Annotated in this window: 23 protein-coding genes and 2 pseudogenes; 17 read left to right on the top strand and 8 right to left on the bottom strand. The window is 61.5% G+C overall.

Annotated features, from left to right (window positions below; all coding sequences use genetic code 11):
* The first annotated feature begins 5 nt into the window (after positions 1-5).
* The 3 genes from ptsP to dhaK are packed head-to-tail and all read left to right on the top strand — an operon-like array spanning position 6 to position 3,055.
* Complete coding sequence (gene ptsP / locus AC5ZFO_RS43960; RefSeq protein ID WP_282525732.1) at positions 6-1,604, top strand: phosphoenolpyruvate--protein phosphotransferase; 1,599 nt, start codon at positions 6-8, stop codon at positions 1,602-1,604.
* Positions 1,601-2,026: a hypothetical protein gene (locus AC5ZFO_RS43955; protein WP_028160804.1), complete on the top strand. Its 426-nt coding sequence runs from the start codon at positions 1,601-1,603 to the stop codon at positions 2,024-2,026. The genes ptsP and AC5ZFO_RS43955 overlap by 4 nt, the downstream gene beginning before the upstream one ends.
* A 39-nt stretch (positions 2,027-2,065) precedes the next feature.
* Positions 2,066-3,055: a dihydroxyacetone kinase subunit DhaK gene (gene dhaK / locus AC5ZFO_RS43950; protein WP_282525733.1), complete on the top strand. Its 990-nt coding sequence runs from the start codon at positions 2,066-2,068 to the stop codon at positions 3,053-3,055.
* A gap of 557 nt (positions 3,056-3,612) precedes the next feature.
* On the opposite strand, the gene AC5ZFO_RS43945 is transcribed toward dhaK, so the two are convergent.
* Both AC5ZFO_RS43945 and AC5ZFO_RS43940 read right to left on the bottom strand, forming a co-directional pair.
* Complete coding sequence (locus AC5ZFO_RS43945; protein WP_282525734.1) at positions 3,613-3,897, bottom strand: hypothetical protein; 285 nt, start codon at positions 3,895-3,897, stop codon at positions 3,613-3,615.
* Positions 3,898-4,083: 186 nt separating this feature from the next.
* The gene (locus AC5ZFO_RS43940) at positions 4,084-4,275 is read right to left on the bottom strand and encodes a ParB N-terminal domain-containing protein (RefSeq protein ID WP_028150075.1); all 192 of its coding nucleotides are present in this window, start codon (positions 4,273-4,275) and stop codon (positions 4,084-4,086) included.
* Positions 4,276-4,576: 301 nt separating this feature from the next.
* Between AC5ZFO_RS43940 and AC5ZFO_RS43935 the strand changes: the two genes are divergently transcribed.
* On the top strand, positions 4,577-4,798 hold the full coding sequence (locus AC5ZFO_RS43935; RefSeq protein WP_282525735.1) for a hypothetical protein: 222 nt from the start codon (positions 4,577-4,579) through the stop codon (positions 4,796-4,798).
* 228 nt (positions 4,799-5,026) lie between these two features.
* Here the strand turns inward: AC5ZFO_RS43935 and AC5ZFO_RS43930 are convergent, their stop codons facing one another.
* From AC5ZFO_RS43930 to AC5ZFO_RS43920, 3 genes and pseudogenes are all read right to left on the bottom strand, one after another.
* Complete coding sequence (locus AC5ZFO_RS43930; protein WP_282525736.1) at positions 5,027-5,257, bottom strand: hypothetical protein; 231 nt, start codon at positions 5,255-5,257, stop codon at positions 5,027-5,029.
* Positions 5,247-6,666, bottom strand: a pseudogene (locus AC5ZFO_RS43925) (sensor histidine kinase). The gene AC5ZFO_RS43930 and the pseudogene AC5ZFO_RS43925 overlap by 11 nt, the downstream one beginning before the upstream one ends.
* A gap of 5 nt (positions 6,667-6,671) precedes the next feature.
* Positions 6,672-7,346 (bottom strand): response regulator transcription factor, encoded by a 675-nt coding sequence (locus tag AC5ZFO_RS43920; RefSeq protein WP_282525737.1) that lies wholly within the window; start codon positions 7,344-7,346, stop codon positions 6,672-6,674.
* Positions 7,347-7,666: 320 nt separating this feature from the next.
* On the opposite strand from AC5ZFO_RS43920, the gene AC5ZFO_RS43915 reads away from it, so the two are divergent.
* The 5 genes from AC5ZFO_RS43915 to AC5ZFO_RS43895 all read left to right on the top strand — a co-directional run bounded on the left by AC5ZFO_RS43915 (position 7,667) and on the right by AC5ZFO_RS43895 (position 11,407).
* The gene (locus AC5ZFO_RS43915; RefSeq protein ID WP_282525738.1) at positions 7,667-8,245 is read left to right on the top strand and encodes a class I SAM-dependent methyltransferase; all 579 of its coding nucleotides are present in this window, start codon (positions 7,667-7,669) and stop codon (positions 8,243-8,245) included.
* 10 nt (positions 8,246-8,255) lie between these two features.
* Positions 8,256-8,915, top strand: a complete 660-nt coding sequence (locus AC5ZFO_RS43910) for a DedA family protein (RefSeq protein ID WP_282525739.1) — start codon at positions 8,256-8,258, stop codon at positions 8,913-8,915.
* A 239-nt stretch (positions 8,916-9,154) separates the two neighbouring features.
* Positions 9,155-10,024 carry a UDP-2,3-diacylglucosamine diphosphatase gene (locus AC5ZFO_RS43905; RefSeq protein WP_282525750.1) on the top strand — a complete coding sequence of 290 codons (870 nt, stop codon included), beginning with the start codon at positions 9,155-9,157 and terminating at the stop codon, positions 10,022-10,024.
* A complete protein-coding gene (locus AC5ZFO_RS43900; RefSeq protein WP_282525740.1) occupies positions 10,024-11,028 on the top strand; it encodes a glycosyltransferase family 4 protein in 1,005 nt (334 codons plus the stop codon). Before AC5ZFO_RS43905 ends, AC5ZFO_RS43900 begins: the two co-directional genes overlap by 1 nt.
* A 163-nt stretch (positions 11,029-11,191) precedes the next feature.
* Entirely contained in the window at positions 11,192-11,407 is a 216-nt protein-coding gene (locus tag AC5ZFO_RS43895) for a hypothetical protein (RefSeq protein WP_496123794.1), read from the top strand.
* On the opposite strand, the pseudogene AC5ZFO_RS43890 reads toward AC5ZFO_RS43895, so the two are convergent.
* The 3 genes and pseudogenes from AC5ZFO_RS43890 to AC5ZFO_RS43880 all read right to left on the bottom strand — a co-directional run.
* A pseudogene (locus AC5ZFO_RS43890) lies at positions 11,407-11,596 on the bottom strand (dihydrodipicolinate synthase family protein); the annotation flags it as partial. The gene AC5ZFO_RS43895 and the pseudogene AC5ZFO_RS43890 overlap by 1 nt on opposite strands.
* A gap of 371 nt (positions 11,597-11,967) precedes the next feature.
* A complete protein-coding gene (locus AC5ZFO_RS43885; RefSeq protein ID WP_368860690.1) occupies positions 11,968-12,297 on the bottom strand; it encodes a LysR substrate-binding domain-containing protein in 330 nt (109 codons plus the stop codon).
* Positions 12,249-12,548, bottom strand: a complete 300-nt coding sequence (locus AC5ZFO_RS43880; RefSeq protein ID WP_496123796.1) for a LysR family transcriptional regulator — start codon at positions 12,546-12,548, stop codon at positions 12,249-12,251. The genes AC5ZFO_RS43885 and AC5ZFO_RS43880 overlap by 49 nt, the downstream gene beginning before the upstream one ends.
* 497 nt (positions 12,549-13,045) lie before the next feature.
* Between AC5ZFO_RS43880 and AC5ZFO_RS43875 the strand changes: the two genes are divergently transcribed.
* From AC5ZFO_RS43875 to AC5ZFO_RS43840, 8 genes are all read left to right on the top strand, one after another.
* Entirely contained in the window at positions 13,046-13,942 is an 897-nt protein-coding gene (locus tag AC5ZFO_RS43875) for a MurR/RpiR family transcriptional regulator (protein WP_282525742.1), read from the top strand.
* 116 nt (positions 13,943-14,058) lie between these two features.
* Positions 14,059-15,186: an amino acid ABC transporter substrate-binding protein gene (locus tag AC5ZFO_RS43870; RefSeq protein ID WP_282525743.1), complete on the top strand. Its 1,128-nt coding sequence runs from the start codon at positions 14,059-14,061 to the stop codon at positions 15,184-15,186.
* Positions 15,165-16,067 carry an ABC transporter permease subunit gene (locus tag AC5ZFO_RS43865; protein ID WP_282525744.1) on the top strand — a complete coding sequence of 301 codons (903 nt, stop codon included), beginning with the start codon at positions 15,165-15,167 and terminating at the stop codon, positions 16,065-16,067. Before AC5ZFO_RS43870 ends, AC5ZFO_RS43865 begins: the two co-directional genes overlap by 22 nt.
* Entirely contained in the window at positions 15,977-16,360 is a 384-nt protein-coding gene (locus AC5ZFO_RS43860; protein WP_282525745.1) for an ABC transporter permease subunit, read from the top strand. Before AC5ZFO_RS43865 ends, AC5ZFO_RS43860 begins: the two co-directional genes overlap by 91 nt.
* Positions 16,357-17,475 carry an amino acid ABC transporter permease gene (locus AC5ZFO_RS43855; protein ID WP_282525746.1) on the top strand — a complete coding sequence of 373 codons (1,119 nt, stop codon included), beginning with the start codon at positions 16,357-16,359 and terminating at the stop codon, positions 17,473-17,475. Before AC5ZFO_RS43860 ends, AC5ZFO_RS43855 begins: the two co-directional genes overlap by 4 nt.
* Positions 17,468-18,214, top strand: coding sequence for an amino acid ABC transporter ATP-binding protein (locus AC5ZFO_RS43850; protein WP_282525747.1), 747 nt, complete (start codon positions 17,468-17,470; stop codon positions 18,212-18,214). Before AC5ZFO_RS43855 ends, AC5ZFO_RS43850 begins: the two co-directional genes overlap by 8 nt.
* A 6-nt stretch (positions 18,215-18,220) precedes the next feature.
* A complete protein-coding gene (locus AC5ZFO_RS43845; RefSeq protein ID WP_282525748.1) occupies positions 18,221-19,480 on the top strand; it encodes a pyridoxal phosphate-dependent decarboxylase family protein in 1,260 nt (419 codons plus the stop codon).
* Between the two features lie 35 nt (positions 19,481-19,515).
* Positions 19,516-20,268: an amino acid ABC transporter ATP-binding protein gene (locus AC5ZFO_RS43840; protein WP_282525749.1), complete on the top strand. Its 753-nt coding sequence runs from the start codon at positions 19,516-19,518 to the stop codon at positions 20,266-20,268.
* Positions 20,269-20,584 lie beyond the last annotated feature (316 nt).

Here is a 20,584-nt window from a genome sequence, read left to right as displayed (position 1 = left end):
CGGCAGTGGCAGAGATCCAACTTATCGGCCGTGCCGCATCGCCGGGCCTCGCGTTCGGGCCGGTCGCCGTGCTGACTGCGGCCGTGGCCGGGCGAATGGCGAGCGAGGATCCGGAGCAGGAGGCTGCAGCGCTGCGGGCGGCGATTGGGCGGGCGAGGGCGCAACTCGCCGAACAGATCAAGACGATTCAGAGTGAGGCGGCAGACATTCTGGAGTTCCAGGCCGCCATGTTGGAGGACGATGCACTAACAGATACGGCATATGAACTTATCGCGATCGGGATCGCTGCCGACCATGCCTGGCGCCGGGCACTCGACCTAGAGATCGCCGGCTATCGCGCGGCTGAAGATGAATATTTCCGTGCCCGGGCCGTTGATATCGTTGACATCCGCGATCGCGTGCTTGCGCATCTGGGCGGTGTGGATGTTGTCGCCGGAATCGCGGGCGGATCGATTGTTGCGGCTGAAGATATCACGCCTTCGACCTTTCTTGCGACTGACTGGTCGCAAGGCGGCGCGATCGCGCTGGCCAGTGGCTCACCTTCCTCGCATGTCGCCATGTTGGCGCGTGCGCGCGGGGCGCCGATGGTCGTTGGATTAGGTCCGTTGTCGTGGCATGGACAGCCACCAGTCTTGGCGCTGGTAGACGGCGACGCCGGAAGGGTCATCTTCGATCCGGAGCCGGAGACCATCCGTCTCTTTGAGCTGCGTATGGCGGCTGCGAAGGCCGAACTGGCTGTCGCCGAGGCGACCAGCCTTGCGCCTGCCTTCGTCGCCAATGGTCGGCGGATAGCGGTTCTGCTCAATGTCGCCGGGCCTGAAGACCTTGCAAACCTTGATTCCGCAATTTGCGACGGCATCGGCCTTGTACGCACGGAATTCCTGTTCGAGGCGGCCCACGGCCTGCCGGACGAGGAAACGCAATACAGGGTCTATCGAGACATTCTCGTCTGGGCCCAAGACAAGCCGGTGACGATCCGGACCTTGGATGCAGGCGGAGACAAGCAGGTTCCCGGTTTGACGGTCGAAGGTGAGAGCAATCCGTTTCTCGGCCTCCGCGGTATCCGCCTCTCGCTCGCGCGGCCGGAGGTGTTTCGCATGCAGCTCCGCGCGCTCTGCCGTGCGGCTGTCCATGGCACGCTGAAAGTGATGTTGCCCATGGTTGCGGTCCCGTCGGAATTGGACCGCGCGAACGAAATACTTGACGCGGAGTTCACAGCCCTCCAAGCGAAAGGAGTTGCCTGCGCTCGACCGCCGCTCGGCATTATGGTCGAGGTGCCAGCGGCGGCGCTCTGTGCAGCGGATTTTGGCGCTGCATTCTATTCCATCGGTTCGAACGATCTAACCCAGTACACCATGGCGGCGGCGCGCGACATCGGCGCAGTCGCTGACCTCAATGATACCAGCAATCCGGCTGTGCTGGCATTGATAGCCGCGACCGTCGAGGCCGGGCTAAAGCGTGGCGTCGAGGTTTCGCTCTGTGGCGACGCCGCGGCCAACACTCACCTCACGGCGGCGCTGCTCGCGACCGGATTGACAACTCTCTCTGTGTCGCCGATTGCCGTCGCACGGCTCAAGGCCGCAATCGCAAAGGTGAGTTCATGAAGGACGATGTCGGCAAGGACACGCCCGGTGACAAGAATGTCGCAGAATACAAAATAATCCTGCGAAAGGTACTCGACAATCGGCCCTCGGGGACGCGCCTGAAGCTTGCGGCGGCGCTGGGCAAGAATCGTTCGTTCGTGAGTCAAATCACGAATCCGGCTTATCTGGTGCCGATCCCGGCGAAGCATGTCGCGGTCATCTTCGACGTCTGCCATCTGTCCAGCGCCGAGCGTGCGGCATTTCTCGATGCGTATGGCCGCGCGCACCCCGGAAGACTGCGCGCACCCCACCGCGAAGCGCGCACGCGTGTCATTACGGTGACCGTTCCTGAACTTGGTGACGACAAGAAGAATCGTGCGCTCGAGCAGCTCATCGTCGATTTAGCCGCGCAGCTCGCGCGCTTTGCGGAAAGCGTCGGTTAGCCATTGAATCGAACTTTAGACCGGACTGGGAGAACGCTCATGAAAAAGCTGATCAACAGCGCCGATACTGTACTCGAAGAAAGTCTTGACGGCCTCGCCGCAGCGCACGCGGATATCCTGCTTCTCGGCGCCGAGCGAAAATTTGTGCGCCGTCGCACGTTGAAACCGGGCAAGGTCGCGCTGATTTCGGGAGGCGGCTCGGGACATGAGCCGCTGCATGCGGGCTTTGTCGGCCTGGGCATGCTCGACGCGGCTTGCCCCGGCCAGGTCTTCACCTCGCCGACGCCAGATCAGATGATCGAGGCTGCGGAGGCCGTCGACACCGGCGCAGGTGTGCTGTTCATCGTCAAAAACTATGAAGGCGATGTGATGAATTTCAACATGGCAGCCGAGATGGCCGGCCGAGAAGTCGCAAGCGTGGTGACGAACGACGACGTGGCGGTCGAAAAATCGACCTACACGACCGGTCGTCGCGGTGTCGCTGGAACGTTGATCGTGGAAAAAATGGTCGGCGCCGCTGCGGAGACCGGAATGCCGCTTGCCGCGCTCAAGGCGCTCGGCGATGAAGTCAACCGGCGTACGCGCTCGATGGGGGTAGCTCTATTGCCATGCACTGTGCCGGCCGCCGGACGGCCAAATTTCACGTTGGCCGACGATGAAATGGAAATGGGCGTCGGCATTCATGGCGAGCCTGGCCGGCGCAGGGTACCGTTGGCTTCCGCCGATGCGATCGCCGCCGAGGTGCTCGACGCGATCCTGAAGGATCTTGCGCCGAGCAAGGGCAGTGAAGTGCTGCTTCTCATTAACGGATTTGGTGCGACGCCTCTGATCGAACTCTATCTGATGGTCAATGCCGCAAAGCGGACTCTGGATCGCGCGGGGATCACCGTGACGCGCTTCCTGACCGGTTCCTACGTCACATCCCTCGACATGGCCGGTGTCTCGATCACCGTATCGGTGCTCGATCGCAAAGCCACGACATTATGGGATGCCCCGGTGCAGACCGCAGCTCTGCGTTGGGGCGTCTGATTTCCGCGCGGCTCATTTTTTGCTGCAATCGAAGTCCTATCGACTCCGCCCCGCTTAGGCTCGTCCATGCAAGGGAGCCGTTTCTCGTCGGCTCGATCGATCGAATAGTGGCGTCCGCGCCGCCAAGGTAGTGTGGTTGCCGAGAAAACCTGGATCGAGGCAATGAGAAGTAAGATTCAACAAAAAGGACCGGATCGGAGGATCCACTCGTAGCGCAAAAAGGGACGTTGGGGTGTAGATGTTGGAGCTGAATAGCTCCCGCTAGCTGAATCTAGCTCGAACTTCCCAATCATGGATCGGAGCGAGAGTTTGATTGTTTCAATAGTTGAAACAGTGCGTATGCACGATGTGTGCACCGAGAGTTCACAAAAATCTAACGCGCCCAATTTGGGGGGCCAACATCGTTCCAAATTCTGAGCCGGTAACGACCCTTCTTTGTCTGCGGCAGACCGTACCATCTCGCAGACAAAGGCTGGTGCGAGATTTGAGCCTGCCGGCTGTGGGCGCTCAAGCAGCAAAGCAAGCGAGTGTGAGGCGTTGCCAACTATGGGGTCCGGTCAGCGTCCCTCGACCACGACGCTGCTTATCGGCCCGTTGTACCCTTGACCTGAAAAGTCGCCATCGTTTGGCTGACCGTACCAGATGATCCATTCGCCATGCGGACAATTGAAATCCCAAATATCTTGAAACCAGTCGCCCTCATACCAGTATCCGCGCCCTTTAAATTCGACACGATCTCCGCGAGCAATGTGATCCCACTGGTCCTTGCTAACTCCTAGCTCGACCATCACCTCGCCGTTGCCCCAAGTCGCAGCAGGCGCCTTGTAAGACACCTTCGGCATATGATGTGACGCCTTGGTTGGCTGGAGATATTCGGCAAGTCGGAGTGATCGATTGTCGCACTTGCGCCACATCGCGCGCCGCCTTTGTATACAGGACCGCATAAAATTAAACCAGGAATGCGCGATGGCAAAAATCCTCGTTGGCGTTGTTGCGATGCACCGAACAACGTACGCTCGGCGAGCGGCTCAGGCTGTATGTCGAAGAGAACTTCCATAATGCTTGAAGAAGTTATCAAGCTTCACTGGTTCGCCGGTATCTCGCCAGAACAGTCTTTTACCGAGGCTGGCCGCCACTGCGAGGCGGTGGTGGCCGCCGATTAAAGTATGGTCATCGGATGCTGTTGCGATGATCTCGCCGTCTTCGTCCACGATTTTCATGTGCTGCCTCCAATCCAGCGTGCGGTCAGGCCGCCGCGATGGTGCGCAATCTATCTAACCCTATGCGGGCTCTGGGCGTTCCAACCCATGAAGATCACAGCTTCCGTATTCGACATGCGCCACATCGCCGCCCTTTGTGTACCAACTGGCAAGGCCCGATTGTGGAGGGCGCGTGCCAGCACTCGACGGTCCCGGACCTGGAAGCCGCCCGGCGATGACAAATGGGCAAATTGTTTGTTGTGGATCAATTCCAAGGTGCCCGGACAGTCGTACGCTGCGTCGAAAACGAGGGAGGTTCCACATGGCATCAATCTTCTCGACGCCCGATCCAGAAAAATGCCCTCAATGTGGTTCTGGGTTGGTCCATCTAGAGTGGCGTGAGCGCGTCAATGCCCAAGAAATCCATGATCTTTGGCGCTGCTTTAACTGCAAAAGCGAGTTTGTCACCGCCGCCACTCCTGATGAGAGAGAACCCTCGGTCGTCGAGATAACCAAGCCCTTCTTTACGAGCCTAATCGTCTAATCGACTGGCGTGGCTCGCGCTTTAATTGACGCCTTGACCGCCAGCTTTTGCTTCAGCGCGAGGTGGTGGCGTCAGTCAAATTGCAACCTGGACCGAATATCGGTATCGGTGGTTGCTCGTCCCCGCAACCACTTCTGTCATAACTCACTCACCGTCCCGGTCTAACCGCCGGGACGGATGAGGCGGGTCACGGACCGGGCGATGGAGCCGGTCCAGTTTCATGCAACGTTACTCGATTCCTCCATGGTGATCCGGCGTCGCGGCACGCAGCGCTTCCAGCGCGCGATCGATCGCCTTGTCGACACTGCCGTGATTGGAGCTATAACCCTTGAAACTTGGCTCGCATATGCGGGCCTTCACTTTCTTGTCTGCTTGATCCCGGGCCAACGGCGTCGCTGAAGGACTGGCCGCCGGCCTTCGGCGTTCCCTTGCCACAATCAGCGGAATTTTAATCGTCAATGCTGCATATTTGGCGTTGGCGGCGTCCGGAGCCCGCGCGCGCCCTGGGCGGTCTGCCCCCCGGAAACACCATGCGCATGCAGGCGCCGCCGGAGGGCGCCTGATCGGCCTCGATGTGCCCGCCGTGCAGGCGCATGATGGACTGTACCAGATCGAGGCCGAGGCCGGCGCCGCGGCCGCCCTGATGCAGCCGATGGAACGGTTCGAAGATGTGTTCGCGCTCCTCGGGCGGGATGCCATCGCCGTCGTCGCAGACCTCGATCCGGCCGTCATTCGTCACCCGAACCAGGATCGTGCCGCGCCGCCGTCCGTGGTCAATGGCGTTCTGCACCAGATTGGTGAGCGCACGTTCGAGCGCGGTCTGATCGCCTGTTACGACGACCGCCTCGTCTTCGTGTTCGAAAGACATTTCATAGCCGGCGGCGAAGGCGAGCGGCGCCAGGTCGAGGACGACCCGCCGGGCGACGCCGATGAGATCGACGGCGGCGAACGCGTCTGTTCCCTGGTCGAGGCGTTGCAGATCCAGAAGCTGGCCGGCCATGACGCTGAGGCGGGTGGTATCCTCGAGCAGCAGCGTCTTCTCCGGTCCGGCCGCAAGCGAAGACACCCGTGTCGAAAGAATTGCGATCGGGGTCCGCAGCTCATGCGCGGCATCGGCGAGGAAGCGCCGATGGCGCTCATAACCCTTGTCGAGGCGGCCGAGCGCGTCGTTGATGGCCTTGACCAGCGGGGCAATCTCGATCGGCACCTCGTCGAGCGGCAACTGCACGCCGCGCTGGTCGATGTCGATCCGCTCGGCCTGCGCCGCCGCTTGCCCGAGCCCCTTTCATGGTCCGGCGAACCACGAACGGCGTCGCCACCAGCGTCGCCAGCGTCATCAGCACGATGATCGGCAGAATGACATTCAGGAACAGGAACGGAGTCCCCGCCAACGCCCGCCACATCGACAGCTGGCCGTATGTTCCGGTCAGGATCTGGATCCGTCCGGCCGCGGTATCGACCCATTTGGCGAGCCCCGACGGCGGCGAGGCTTCCGCCGCATTCCATCTGAGCCGGGCCTCGCTCACGTGATCGAGGGCGGATGCGATCGGCGCGAATTGCGGCGGCACCGTGCCTTCGGAAAGCTGATGGCCCTCGGCGTCGCGGATGACGAACCAGAGGTCGGGGTGCTCGGATCGAATGACCGACAATTCGGGCGTTTGGTGCAGCGACAATCCGCCCGCGGCGTCGCGCGCGATCGCGTCCCTCAGCGCATCCAGGGTGCTGCCTTCATAGTCGTCGAGTAGCAGCCCGGTCCGCAACAGCACGATCGCGGCGAGCCCGATCAACAGGATCAGCAGCGTCAGCATGATCGCCTGCAAGCTCGCGAGGCGCCCAACCAGGCGCCAGGTCAGGGACCGCGGCCGCAGCGCGCTCACGTGGTCTCCCGCAAGACATAGCCGAGGCCGCGGACGCCGTTGATCGTCACGCCGGCGTCGGCGTCAGCGAGTCTGCGGCGCAAGCGCGAGACATGGGTGTCGAGCGCGTTGGGCTGAACCGCGTCGTCGAGACCGTAAACCGCCTCCATCAGCGCGGAGCGCTGCACCATACGTCCCATCCGATGCGCGAGCGCCTCTAGCAGCAGCAATTCGCGACGCGGCATCTCGAGCGTCTGGCCGTCGACGCTCGCCTCGCGATGACCGGAGTCGAACGACAGGCGGCCGATCCGCGCGACCTCGCTCTGTACATTGGCGGGGCGGCGCAACAGCGCCCGCAGCCGTGCCAGCAATTCCTCGAACGCAAAGGGCTTGCCGAGATAATCGTCCGCGCCCTTGTCGAGGCCCAGGACGCGGTCTGCAAGTTCGCCGCGGGCGGTGAGAACCAGCACCGGCACGGCATTACCGCTCTCGCGCAACTTCGGAATCAACGACAGGCCATCGCCATCCGGCAGCTGGCGATCAAGTACGATCGCATCGTAATTGCCCTCCGCGGCGATTACCTCGGCTTCGGACAGATCCGGCGCGTGATCGACGAGCATGTTGTGACGCGCGAGCGCCGCGCGCAGCGCCGTGACCATCTCCGGCTCGTCTTCTACCAACAGCACCCGCATCGAGAAGTCTTTCCTTCGCGCCCATCGTCATCTCTGCCGGTTTTATGCCCAATTCATTGCGGCAACCTTGCGGCCTCTGGCAGGCGAAACGTCGCGGATGATTTTCCAAGGGAAGCGCATTCGCGACAGATTCTCGCAAGCTTCGCATGACACTGAAGTCATCGTCGGGCCCGGCTTGATCATGTTGCCGCGCCGGACATGGCTCACTAGCGAGTGCCCTCCGCTTTCGATGGCGGGCACAGGCAAGCGGAAAGACATTTGAATGGCCTTGTTGCTGAACCCGACCCGCGAGACCGTCTACATCGCGAGGGAGAGCCGGCATGTCGGCTGCTGACATCCTGCCGTTCTTCCGCGCCTGGGTCCGCAATCCGCTGCGCGTTGCCGCCGTCGCGCCGTCAGGGCCCGCCGTGTCAGCGCTGATGGCGCAGGAGATCACCGCCGACACCGGTCCCGTCATCGAACTCGGTCCCGGCACCGGCGTATTCACCCGCGAACTGCTCCGTCGCGGCATCAGCCAACAGGATCTGACGCTGGTCGAATACGGCTCCGATTTCATCCCGCTGTTGCAGCAACGCTTCCCCGGTGCGCGCGTGCTGTGGATGGATGCAGCCTGGCTGGTGAGGGAAAAGCTGTTCGAGGGCGCGCCGGTCGGCGCCGTCGTCTCTGGGCTCGGGCTGCTCACGATGCCGCCGGAGAAAGTGCTCGCGATCCTTGGCGGCGCGTTTGCCTATCTCCGTCCGAACGGCGCGTTCTACCAGATCACCTACGGCCCGCGCTGCCCCGTGCCCGATGCGATCCTCGATCGTCTCGACCTGCAGGCAAGCTGCATCGGGCAGACCTATCGCAACCTGCCGCCGGCCTCGGTGTACCGGATCAGCCGCCGTCCCCCCTACACGTGACCGAGGCATCATGGACACGTCGAACACGATCGCAATGTTTCTCCATTTCGGCCTGCTGGGAATTGGTTGCCTGGCGGTGGCCGAGAAATTCATTCCGCTGTTTCCGTCCTACGTCCTGTTGATGCTGCTCGGTCTCACCGTGTCCGACGGCGCGACGCTTGCGATGACCATCGTGGCAACCAGCATCGGGTCCGTCGTCGGTGCGATCGGCTGGTACGGGCTCGGCCGCGCGCTCGGCTCGCAGCGCATCGAGCGGCTGGTGAGGACTTACGGAAAATACGTGTTGCTGCGGCCCTCGTTCTATCAGCAGCTCACCAATGCCTATCGCGGCAACCATTTCTGGGTGACGCTGATCGGCCAGACGCTGCCGACCGTGCGGATCTACCTCGCCTTGCCGGCCGGCGTGCTGCGGCTCGATCCGCGTGCCTTCGTCGCGGCCACCGCGATCGGCTCCGTGATCTGGAATATGCCGTTCCTCAGTCTCGGCTACGCGCTGCGCGGCAGCGGCCAGGATCCCGTCAGCGTCGGCTTCTGGGTGGTGGCCATCCTGATCTCCGTCGAGGTCGCGATCATCCTCGGACTTCGCTTCTACAAGCGCGCGATCGCGCGGCCGCGCCTCGTTCCGTCGCGTGCCATCGCCGCCCCCAAGCCTGTCGAGGAGATCGCATGAGAGCCCTGTTGTCCCGCTTCCGGCCTGGCTCCCACACCATCGAGCATCTGACGGCCGCGCTGCTGACCCTGCTCGCCGGCCTTCAGTTCGGCGTTGCGGCGTCCGACGGTCGGCATCGTGGCGCCCAACTCGCGCTGCTCGTCTTTGCCGTCGCCGTCTACTGGCATCGCTCGATCTTCCGTCGGCGCGCCAACCGCGATGTGACGAAAGCCGTTGCGGGATTGGCGGAAGCCGCGGCGATGGCGTTCCTCCGCGAGGGCAATAGCGCCGACCGGCCAGCGCAGTGCCTCGATCAGGCAGTGGCTTTGCCGCGCGATCTCGTCAAGGTCAGGAGCCTCTTCATCTCCGATGTCCATCTCGGCACAAGGGGATGCCAGGCCGAGCGGCTGATCGACTTTCTCCGTCACCATGACGCCGAGACCGTGTATCTGGTCGGCGATATCGTCGACGGCTGGTATCTGAGGTCGAGTTGGTACTGGCCGAGTGCGCATAATGCGGTGGTGCAGGAGCTCGTCGAGCTGGCGCGGCACGGCAAGCGGCTGGTCTATGTGGCCGGCAATCACGACGAGTTCGTCCGCGACTATGTCGGCTCGACCTTTGGCGGCGTCGAGGTGGTCGAGCATGCGATCCACCGCGGGATCGACGGCCGCGACTACCTCGTCGTCCATGGCGATCATTTCGATCTCGTGGTGCGCCACGCCCGCTGGCTCGCGCTGCTTGGCGACTTCGGCTACCGCACGGCGCTCGCCTCCAACGTCTGGCTCAACTGGATCCGGAGCCGGTTCGGGCTGGCCTACTGGTCGTTCTCGTCCTGGGCGAAGCTGCGGGTCAAGAATGCCGTCAACCACATCGGCCGCTTCGAGGAGGTGCTGTCGTTGGAAGCAAGACGCCACGATGCAGAGGGCGTGATCTGCGGCCACATCCACCACGCGGCGATGCATGACGAGTTCGGCATCCGCTACATCAACACCGGCGACTGGGTGGAATCCTGCACCGGCGTCGTCGAGCACCAAGACGGCCGGTTCGAGATCATCCGCTGGGCCGAGGCGCGGCCGCGACAGATGTCGGGCGAGGCGAGCGTGGTACCATTCGCAAGGGCGGTCGCCTGATGCGCGTGCTGGTGGCAACCGACGCCTGGCATCCGCAGGTCAACGGCGTGGTCCGTTCGCTCGAATATCTCGCCAGCGAAGCGCCCTCGCTCGGCGCCGACATCGCATTCCTCACCCCGGGCGATTTCCGCGCCGTGCCGCTGCCGGGCTACCGCGAGATACGCCTTGCGTTGGCCACGGTGGGGCGCATCGAGCGCGCGATCAAAAGCATGCGCCCGGACTCCGTGCACATCGCGACCGAGGGGCCGATCGGGTGGATCACGCGCTATGTCTGCCAGACGCGCGGCTACCCGTTCACGACCAGCTATCACACTCGCTTTCCAGAATATCTGGCAGCGCGGCTGCCGGTACCGTTGAAGTGGAGCTACGCAGCGCTGCGCCGCTTCCACAACAGCGGCGACGGCACCATGGTCGGGTCGCCGACGCTAGAGCGGGCTCTCAAGACGCATGGCTTCCGCAAGTTGATGCCGTGGTCACGCGGCGTCGATGCCGAGCTGTTCCGTCCCCGCACCGCGCGGCCGCTTTCCTTCCCGCAACCTGTGTTTCTCTATGTCGGCCGCGTCGCGGTTGAGAAGAACCTCGATGCCTTCCTCAATCTCGATCTGCCGGGCTCCAAGGTCGTGGTCGGGGACGGGCCGTCGCGCGCGAACCTGCGGGCACGATTTCCGCACGCACATTTTCTCGGCACGCGGACGGGGAGGGCGCTTGCCGAGGTCTATGCTTCGGCGGATGTCTTCGTCTTTCCGAGCCTGACGGATACGTTCGGGATGGTGATCCTCGAAGCCTTGGCGTGCGGCGTGCCGGTCGCGGCATTCCCGGTCATGGGACCGCTCGACGTGATCGGCCGGTCAGGCTGCGGCTGCCTCGATCTCGATCTGCGCCGCGCCGCGCTCGACGCATTGCAGGTGCCGCGCGAAGAATGCCGCGCCTACGCCCTGACCTTCACCTGGCGCGAAAGCGTGCGGCAGTTCATCGATAACATCAGGCGGGCGCACGGGATGTAGGCCGACGCCGCGCGACTGTTACTCGCGAGCAGATGGGCGCAATGTTATCGCTGCCCAATGGCGGTAGATTTTCAATCGCGCCCCTATACGGCGATCATCAGCACGGACGAACACGGACTGGTCACCAGCTAGTAATCGCATTTTGGGCTGGGACGAGCGGGAAATGCTTGGCGAGTCCTTGGACTGCATGTTCACCGAAGAAGCCCGTCAAGGACAGTTGCAGCGCGAAATTGAAGATGCGATCTTGCATGGAAAGGGCGGCGGCGAGGTGCGGCGCGCAACCGAAACGGGCTCGGCATCCTGCGCTGTCGTGCGTCCCCCGCACCTCAGCCTCGCTGCGTTGCTGAGTGCGAAACTGGCGCGCCACAATTTGCGCTAGAGCACCATCGCTTCCTCCCAGCCCTGGCGTCGGCAGAGGTTGTAGAGCTCGACGCTCTGCCGCGGGATGATGCAGGCCGGTCCCGCCATCCAGCCCTGCCCGCCGATCAGCATGACCGCGGCCGGGATATGGGCGGAGGCCGAGAACACCCGGATATTGTCGCCGCACCGGCATGATCGAGAGCAGCCGCCATCACTCAAGTCGGTCTAGCGCCATCGAGCGGATTGCGGCGTGCGAACTCGCGCACGAACGAAAAGTGGACGTATCTGGTGCGGTTTCTGGTGCGGTCGTCGCGCTGAGGGCAACGAAGACCAAGTAAGATCCTGATGCAATTGGTGGGCCCGGCAGGACTCGAACCTGCAACCAGACCGTTATGAGCGGCAGACTACCGATCGGCCTTGTTGATTTTGCTGCGGTTTCATTTGCGTTCGATCGCGTTTGTTGCGTTTCGATGAGGTCGTTTCTGGTGCGAAACTGGTGCGGTCACGCCCGCTCGTGCAACCGCGCAGGTCACCGAGAATGTCTTTGACACGCGGATTCACGAAATCAAAACGAGCAAGTTATTCAGCAAAGGGGGGCGCTGGATAGCGTTCTCGCAGGAGATTGAGAAAGCGCTTATCCGTCCAATAAACGGCTTCGCGTGCCGCCAATGCATGCTTCTGAGGCATTGAAATTATGACACGCTCACTCCAGAGCAGAAGGCTCTTACTACATGCCGAGAACAAACGTCCTGGGTGGATAACGACGTCAACCATCCCGCTACAAAGAGCGCACATTAGGCGAAGTCGTGAACGTTCGATTGTCGCAAATTCGATCTGTGGAAAGTGCTTACTAAACTCGACTAGAGTGGCCCGTAAATTCCCGGCAGAGATGGACGTACAGAAGCCCACCGAAAGACGACCAGCATCGCCGCGGCTGTTTGATCTTTCTCGACTAGTGCTTCAACCTGATCCAAAACCAACCGCGCAATTCGCAGAACTGCTCGGCCAGCCACTGTGGGCCTCACGCCTCTGGCTGACCTCTCGAACAGAGTTGTTCCAATCAGATGCTCAAATTCGCCCATCGAGCGGCTCAAGACCGAGTGTCGAAGGGAAAGGACTTCTGCGGCTTGCCGAAAACTCCCGCAGTCACTAGCGGCCATTGCATATCGAAGATGGCGCAAGTCAACCAATCGTGTCGCGCGTGGCTGATCGTTCCTATTGCCGGGCTCAGACATGTCCGTAGCTCAATAGCGAATGGCAACACGCGACGTCCTCGCCCCGACGACGACGTGCATTCCTTCAAGTTGTAGCTCTTCGGTCTACGCGGCAGCAACCATTGCTGGCGTCCAAAGAACCGGCGCCGAGAAGTCGCCAGCCCGACGAAGGATCGCGAGCACCTCGATCGAGATTTCGAGATAGCCTGCAACGGCCATCCGGCTCGTCGAAGGATTCGTTCAATTCGTGGCGCGGGCGCCAACTTCAGGAAAAGGATTTTGCATTGACCGGCGACTGCCGGAGTCCGTCCGCTCGATCCCGTGTTCTTCTCGACCTGCCGACTCGCTCAATTTAGAATTGAGAATATTCGGCTCATCGAGGCAAAAAAATTTGCGTCAATTGTATTGCATGTTGTCAAAATTTGCGCAATAGTCCACCCAAGATGAAGACAAACCTCCCCACCTCAGTTGATGATCTGCGTCGTTTCCTGGAAATCGAGCGCACTGCGCAGGGTCGTGACCGGATGGGCAAGCGAACACTCGCTGTCCTGGACGACATGCTGGCTCGACCTGGAACTGCAGCGGTGCAGAGCATCTCGGAGTTGGCCGCACACAATGGCGTCGAGCCTTCGACGCTGACGCGGCTCGGCAAGCGTCTCGGCTTCAGCGGTTTTGGGCCCCTCCAGGATCTCTTCCGTCGGCACGTCGCGGAGACGCAGCCCTTCTACAGCAATCGCGTCGACGAGTTGCTTTCTCGACAGGAAGATTCAGGCGCCACGAACTCGCTGCAGCTGGTGGCCCAGAGCGAATGCCAGAAGGTCATGGCGGTCGCCAATACCTTGAATCAGAAGAGGGTCGACGAAGCAGTCAATCGATTGATCAAGGCAAGGCGTGTCTATGTTCTTGCGTCGCGCGGCGCCTACGGCATCGGCCACTTCTTCGGAACCTATTTAGCGACGCTGACGGAGTCAGTCTCCATTGTTGGAGAGCCGGGCCTCCTGCTTGCCTCGGCGCTTGCGCGTATCCAGCCCAGCGATCTGCTAGTGGCCATCTCGTTCCGGCCGTATACGCGCAGTGTCGTAAAGGCCGTGGAATTTGTGAAGAGCGAGGGGGTGCCAATACTGTCGCTGACCGACGCAGGTTCAGCTATCGAGGTTGGTGCAGGCGAGGGAACTACGATCGCCATCGATCAACCCTTCTACTTCGACAGTGCAATGGCTCAATACTTTGTCGCGGAGGCTCTCCTCGTCGCGATTGCCCGGAAGCTTGGGCCCAAGGCGCTGACTGCAATTCGGCGACGAGAGGCCATCAATAAGGTGCTTGACATTGAGATTGGCTGATTCTGCGCCCTGCTTCTTTGTTTAGACCATGGACCATTGGATTGATGAGTTAAGCCGTTCCTCAGCCTGATCTCGCTCTGAACCAATTGGATACTCAACGAAGGCGGAATCCGTCGGTGATTCTGAATAACGAGCTCGTCGATGCATCCTCCACTGACGATGCCAAACCAAAGGAATCCAAAGTGATCGATGCTCAAGTAACCCAACCGCTGAATCGATACCTGCGCGGTCTTACCTGGGGCTTCGCGCTTGCCGCGGCAGCTCTGCTGGGACACGCGCATGCCCAACCGAAGTCGGTCGCGCTCGACACCATAAAGCAGCGGGGAAATCTCAAGTGCGGCGTCTACGAGAACTCTCCTGGGCTTGCGGCCCTCAACGATAAGGGAGAGTGGGTTGGTTTCGACGTCGACTACTGCCGCGCGCTCACGGCGGCGATCCTGGGCGACGCCAAGAAGACGCAGTTTGTGAAGCTGACTTTCGCACAAAGCATGCCGGCATTGCGTTCGGGAGAGATCGATGTCGCGGCTATGGCCATCACCTATACCAGCCTGCGCGACACCGAATTGGGCTTCGACTTCGTGGGCCCAACTCTGTACTCCGGCCATGGATTCATGGTGCACAAGCGCACCGGTGCAATCAACCTATCCGATCTGAATGGCGCGTCGATCTGCGTGATCGCGGGCGCTGCAACCGAAAGTCTGATCGCCGACTACTTCCGGCCGCGTAACATGACGTTCAAGCCGGTAGCGGTCGAAGGCTCGACGCAGATGATGTCGATGTATGAAGATGGCCGCTGCGATGTGGTCACACTCGAGCCGCCGTTCCTCGCGATGCGACGTGCGCGGATGAAGGCGCCTGACGACCACATCATCCTGAACGAGACGTTCGCGAAGTCGCATATGGGCCCTGTCATTCGGGAAGACGATCGCGTGTTTTCGAATGTCGCACGTTGGGTTCACTACGCCCTTGTTACTGCTGAAGAGCTAGGCATCGACGCCAGCAATGTCGACACCATGAAGGAGAGCAAGAATCCCGATGTGCGACGCTTCCTGGGATTGGAAGGAGGCATCGGCTCAAAGATGGGCCTGACCGACGACTTCACGGTCAACGTTATCAAGGCAGTTGGCAATTACGGCGACATTTGGGATCGCAACATCGGGCTGAAATCTCCGGGGATGCTGCCTCGCGGCATGAACGCACTTGCTCGCGACGGCGGGCTGCAATGGGCGCCGAACTGGCGATGAAGCCGATGACAGCGTCGCGCCGCATGCAGATCTTCAGCTCCTCGAAAATGGCGTCGCTCGATCGCCATGGGAGATCGTATGCGGACGGCGGGCTCCGATCGATGATGCGGTGGTTGCGCCGACCCGCCGTGCGCTCGGTCGTTTGGCAGGTGTTGCTCGTCACGATCGTGGGAGGGGCAGTCTGCTGGATTGCGGGCAACGTGATCACCAACATGCCCCGCCTGAAGATGGAACTCCGTTGGGGATTCCTCAATGAGGTGGCGTCATTCGAGTTGGGCGACAACCTGTTCGGCTACCGGGCGGGCGACAGCTACATGAAGGCGTTTGCGGCAGGCCTTGCGAACACCTTGCAGGTGTCGGTGATCGGAATGATGCTGACTGCTTTCGTTGCCACACTGGTTGCCCTGTTACGGTTGTCTGGCAACCTCTTGATGAACCGCATGGCCTGGCTCTATGTCGAGATCGCGCGCAACTTGCCGCTTCTGCTGCAGTTGCTGTTTTGGCAATCGCTTCTGATCCGCCGGTTGCCGCCGCCAAGCGCAGCGTGGCATCCGCTGCCCGACATCGTCGTGTCCAACCGCGGTGTCACCATGGCACGACTGGAATGGCAGTCCTCTTTCGATTGGGCATTGCTGGCGCTCGTCGTGAGCTTGGTGCTGGCCGCGGTCGTGCGTCATCGCCGGAGCCATAGCCGCGTGCGGGCGGCCGGGCCGCCCCTGTACTGCGTGGCTTCAACTTGGCTGGTGGCGTCACGCTGGTTCCGGAGTTCTTTGCGCTGCTTTTCGGTCTCGTGTTCTGTCATGCGGGCTTTGCCGCCGAAAGCATTCGCTCGGGCATTCAGTCGGTCGATCGTGGTCAATGGGACGCAGCGCGCAGCCTAGGCCTGCGCTGGTGGCCCACCATGCGCAAGATAGTCCTGCCGCAGGCACTCCGGGTGATTATCCCGCCGCTGACCTCCAATTTTCTGAGCCTGACGAAGTCGAGCTCTCTCGCGGTGGCCATCGGATACCCGGACCTGATGCGAGTATCCACCGTCGCCATCAGCGACACGGGCCGTGCGGTGGAATGCGTCGTGACCATGCTTCTGGTCTACCTGAGTTTGAGCCTGCTCACGTCGCTCTTCATGAACTGGTACAACGGGCGGGTTACCTTCCAACGAGGCCTTCTCGCATGAAAGCCGACCTCGTTCGATCGGCAAGCGCAGGCGCGACTGCAGCGCGCGTGCTGCGTTGGTGGCACCGGAACTTCTTCGACGGCTGGATCAACATGCTATTGGCAGTTGGCGGCATCTGGCTGCTGGCGACCACTCTTCCAGGGCTCTGGCGCTGGCTCGTAACGGAAAGCAGCGTAGCGCCGGCCAGCTATGGAGACTGCCTGTCCGCCGGAGGCGCCTGCTGGTCCTTTCTGCAAGCCAAGTGGCGCCTGATCCTGTTCGGAACCTACCCGTTCGAAGAACAGTGGCGGGCCGGGTTATCGACGATCATCTTCCTGATGGCCGTGGTGCTGTCATGTATTCCGGGCCTGTGGCTCGGCAGCACGCGGCGATGGTTCATGTGCGCATTGTGGATCGCCGTCCTTGGAACGGTGATGGTGCTGATGCCGGGCGGGATGTTCGGCCTACCGCGCGTCGAACATCGCCTGTGGGCCGGACTGCCCTTGACTCTGGGCTTCGCCGCCATCGGTTGTTGCTGCGCGTTCGGGCTCGCCATTCTGCTGGCGCTGGGACGTCGCAGTGACATGCGATTGATGCACTGGCTCTGCGTCGGGTACATCGAGTTCATCCGCGGCGTGCCGCTGATCAGCCTGCTGCTCCTGGCGACAATCCTGTTTCCGCTGTTGGTGCCTCCCGAGGTGGATGTCGACCAACTGCTGCGTGCGCAAATCGCTTTTGTAATGTTCTTTGCGGCCTACCTCGCGGAGGCTATCCGCGGTGGTCTGCAGGCAGTACCGCCCGGCCAGTCTGCCGCCGCGCAGGCGATCGGCTTCGGTTACTGGCGGACGCAAATCCATATCGTGCTGCCGCAGGCCCTGCGCGTCGCATTACCGTCGCTGGTGAACACGTTCATCGCTGCGCTGAAGGACACCTCACTCGTGAGCGTCGTGGCGATGATGGACTTGCTGGGTACCGCCAACGCCGCCAAAGCGGACCCAAACTGGTGGGGGCTCTACATCGAACCGTATCTCTTCGTCGCGCTGATCTACTTCGCGCTTTGCGCCGGCATGTCCTGGTACGCGCGCGGTCTGGAAAGGCGATTGGCCGGTGAGAAGAAGGGGACGCAACGTGCCTGAGACGAATGACCTGGCGACGTTGCGCGGCATCGTCAAGCGCTACGGCACGCAGACCGTTCTCGACGACGTGAGCCTAGACGTGGCGGTGGGCGAGCGGCTGGTTCTGTGCGGGCCCTCGGGATCTGGCAAGTCGACGTTGATTTCCTGCATCAACGGGCTAGTGCGGCACGACCAAGGGAAGATCGTCGTCGACGGGATCGAAGTGTCTCATCGGTCGGGAACACTACCCGCCGTGCGCTCCCGCGTCGGCATGGTCTTCCAACAATTCAATCTGTTTCCGCACCTTACTGTCCTGGAGAACTGCACGCTTGGGCCGCGAAAGCTCCGCGGCCTGTCGCGGGCAGAGTCGGATGCCCTGGCAGTGGCGCAACTGAAGCGGATGCGCATCGTCGATCAGGCCCACAAGCGGCCGTCCCAACTTTCGGGAGGCCAGCAGCAGCGTGTGGCGATCGCTCGCGCGCTGTGCATGCAGCCAGCGCTGATGCTGTTCGACGAGCCGACGTCCTCGCTGGATCCGGAGATGGTCAAGGAAGTGCTCGACGTCATGATTGAGATGGCCCACTCCGGCATGACGATGATCGTCGTCACGCACGAGATGGGGTTTGCGCGGCAGGCTGCCGACCGGGTCGTCTTCATGGACCAGGGGCGCATCGTCGAGCAGGGGCCTCCCGAACGTTTCTTCAACAGCGCGGTAGATGCACGCACCCGCGCCTTCCTCTCACGCATCCTGGCTAGATAGGTAATCATGCTCACAACACTCCCCTCGACCGGCACCGATTGGGAAACCCTTCGGAGCGAGCTCATCGAAATGAAGAAGCTGGACGTGGATTGGCGGCGCGGTCGCTTGCCGGCCTACATCTACTACTACGACGAGAACCTGCGCCAGGTGCAGTCGGAAGCCTACGCGCTGTATGGCGTGGAGAACGCATTGGGAGCAGGCAAGGTCTTCAAGAGTCTGACGGCCATGTTGGCCGATATCGGCGGCATGGCATTCGATCTGTTCCATGCTCCCGCGGGCGCCGGAATGTCCTTTACGTCCGGCGGCACCGAAAGCCTCTTCGAGGCGATCAAGACAGCGCGCAAGTTCTTCAGGATCAAGCATCCCGGACACAGCGGTCCGCTCAACCTGGTCGCACCGATGACTGCACACCCCGCGGTGAACAAGGCCGGCGAAATCCTGGATGTCGACATCCGGCGCATTGAAGTCGGGCCCGAGCACCGCGCGGATGTGGACGCCATGGCGGCCGCGGTCGATGGCAACACCATCATGATATTCGGCTCGGCCCCGTGCTTCACATTCGGTGTGTTCGATCCGATTGCAGCACTCGGTCGGTTGGCGCTCGAACGCGGACTCTGGCTGCACGTGGACGGCTGCTGGGGTGGCTTCATCTCGCCGTTTGCCAAACGCCTGGGGTATCCCATCCCGGACTGGGACCTGGCCGTGCCGGGAGTGACGAGCATGTCGGCCGATATCCACAAATTCGGCTTCGCGTCCAAGGGGGCGTCGTTGCTAGTGTTCCGCGACGAAGCGATGAAAGCGTACGAACGGTTCGAATACGGCTCATCCTGGGCCAAGGGGACCTATGTCACACCGACATTCCTGGGAAGTCGGCCGGCCGGGGCAATCGCATCTGCCTGGGCGGTAATGCGATATCTTGGTTGGGAAGGGTACATGGCGACCACGAAGGCGACGATGGATGCCACGATGGGGTTCATCCGCGGGATCGACGCGATTCCGGGCCTGCGTTGCCTTCGTCCCAACGGCGAATCCAACCTCTTCGGTTTCGTCTCGAACGACCCCGCCGTTGATATCATGGCGGTCGCCGATCTGCTGGACAAGAAGGGATGGGCGACAGGTCGCTTACATCGCCCCTTGGGCATTCAGCAAGGCGTCAACCCGGTACATCTGCCCATTGTAGGCGAATACCTTGACGACGTGAGAGAGGCCGTGGAACAGGTCCGGGCGAGCGGGCAAACAGGTGCATTCAAGGACGGTACCTATTGAACCGTCTTTTGCGTTCGACAGACTCCGGATTTCAAATGGCGGCGCAGACATCCTCCCCCATGATCGAGTTCAGTGGCGTCAGCAAGTGGTACGGCGACTTCCACGTGCTGCGCGACATCCATTTGAAGATCGCCAGAGGCGAGCATGTCGTCATCTGCGGTCCCTCCGGATCGGGGAAGTCCACGCTGATTCGCTGCATCAACGGACTCGAGCGTCACCACGGCGGTGTCCTCACCGTCGATGGAACCGCGCTCACGGAAGACCCGAACGTCACGCAGAGGATCCGAAGCAACGTCGGCATGGTATTTCAGCAGTTCAACCTGTTTCCACATCTGACTGTGCTGGAAAACCTGACGCTTGCGCCGATGACGGTAGGAAAGTTGCCTCGCCACGAGGCGGAGTCCCGGGCCATGGCGCAGCTCAAACGCGTGCGCATCGCCGAGCAGGCCCAGAAGTATCCGCTGCAGATGTCCGGCGGGCAGCAGCAGCGTGTGGCCATTGCCCGAGCACTGTGTCTTTCGCCTTCGATCATGCTGTTTGACGAGCCCACGTCGGCCCTCGATCCGGAGATGATCCAGGAAGTGCTGGACGTGATGATCGAACTCGCCGACCAGGGCATCACCATGCTGTGCGTGACGCACGAGATGGGCTTCGCCAAAGCCGTCGCGGACCGTGTGATCTTTATGGATCAAGGGCAGATTGTGGAGGAGGGGGCTCCGCACGAATTCTTTTCCAATCCGAAGTGCGATCGCACCAAGGCCTTTCTCTCCAAGATCCTGATGCACTAGAAATTGTCGCATGAGGGCTAGATCTCTACGACCCATACCAGCTCGAACTGCGCTTCATAATCACGGCGAACGCTCACAGCGCTTCTGTTGGCTAGGTCGGGCGCGATGCGAGCAGCGCCGAGGGATGCGCGTAGTGCAATGCGAACAGCGCCAGGGCGTCGTCGCTCAATCAAGTGATCGGAGAAGGGCCTATGAAGATTGTCGGACATTTCATTGGTAGCAGGGAGGTCAAGGGGATGTCGGGCCGGACGGCAGACGTTTTCGAGCCGATGACCGGTGACGTCCAGGCCAAGGTGGCGCTGGCGTCCAAGGCCGA

Source organism: Bradyrhizobium sp. Unk1, from assembly GCF_059512345.1.
Note: the sequence above shows the minus strand (reverse complement) of the source record. Positions and strands in the feature narration are given on the sequence as shown.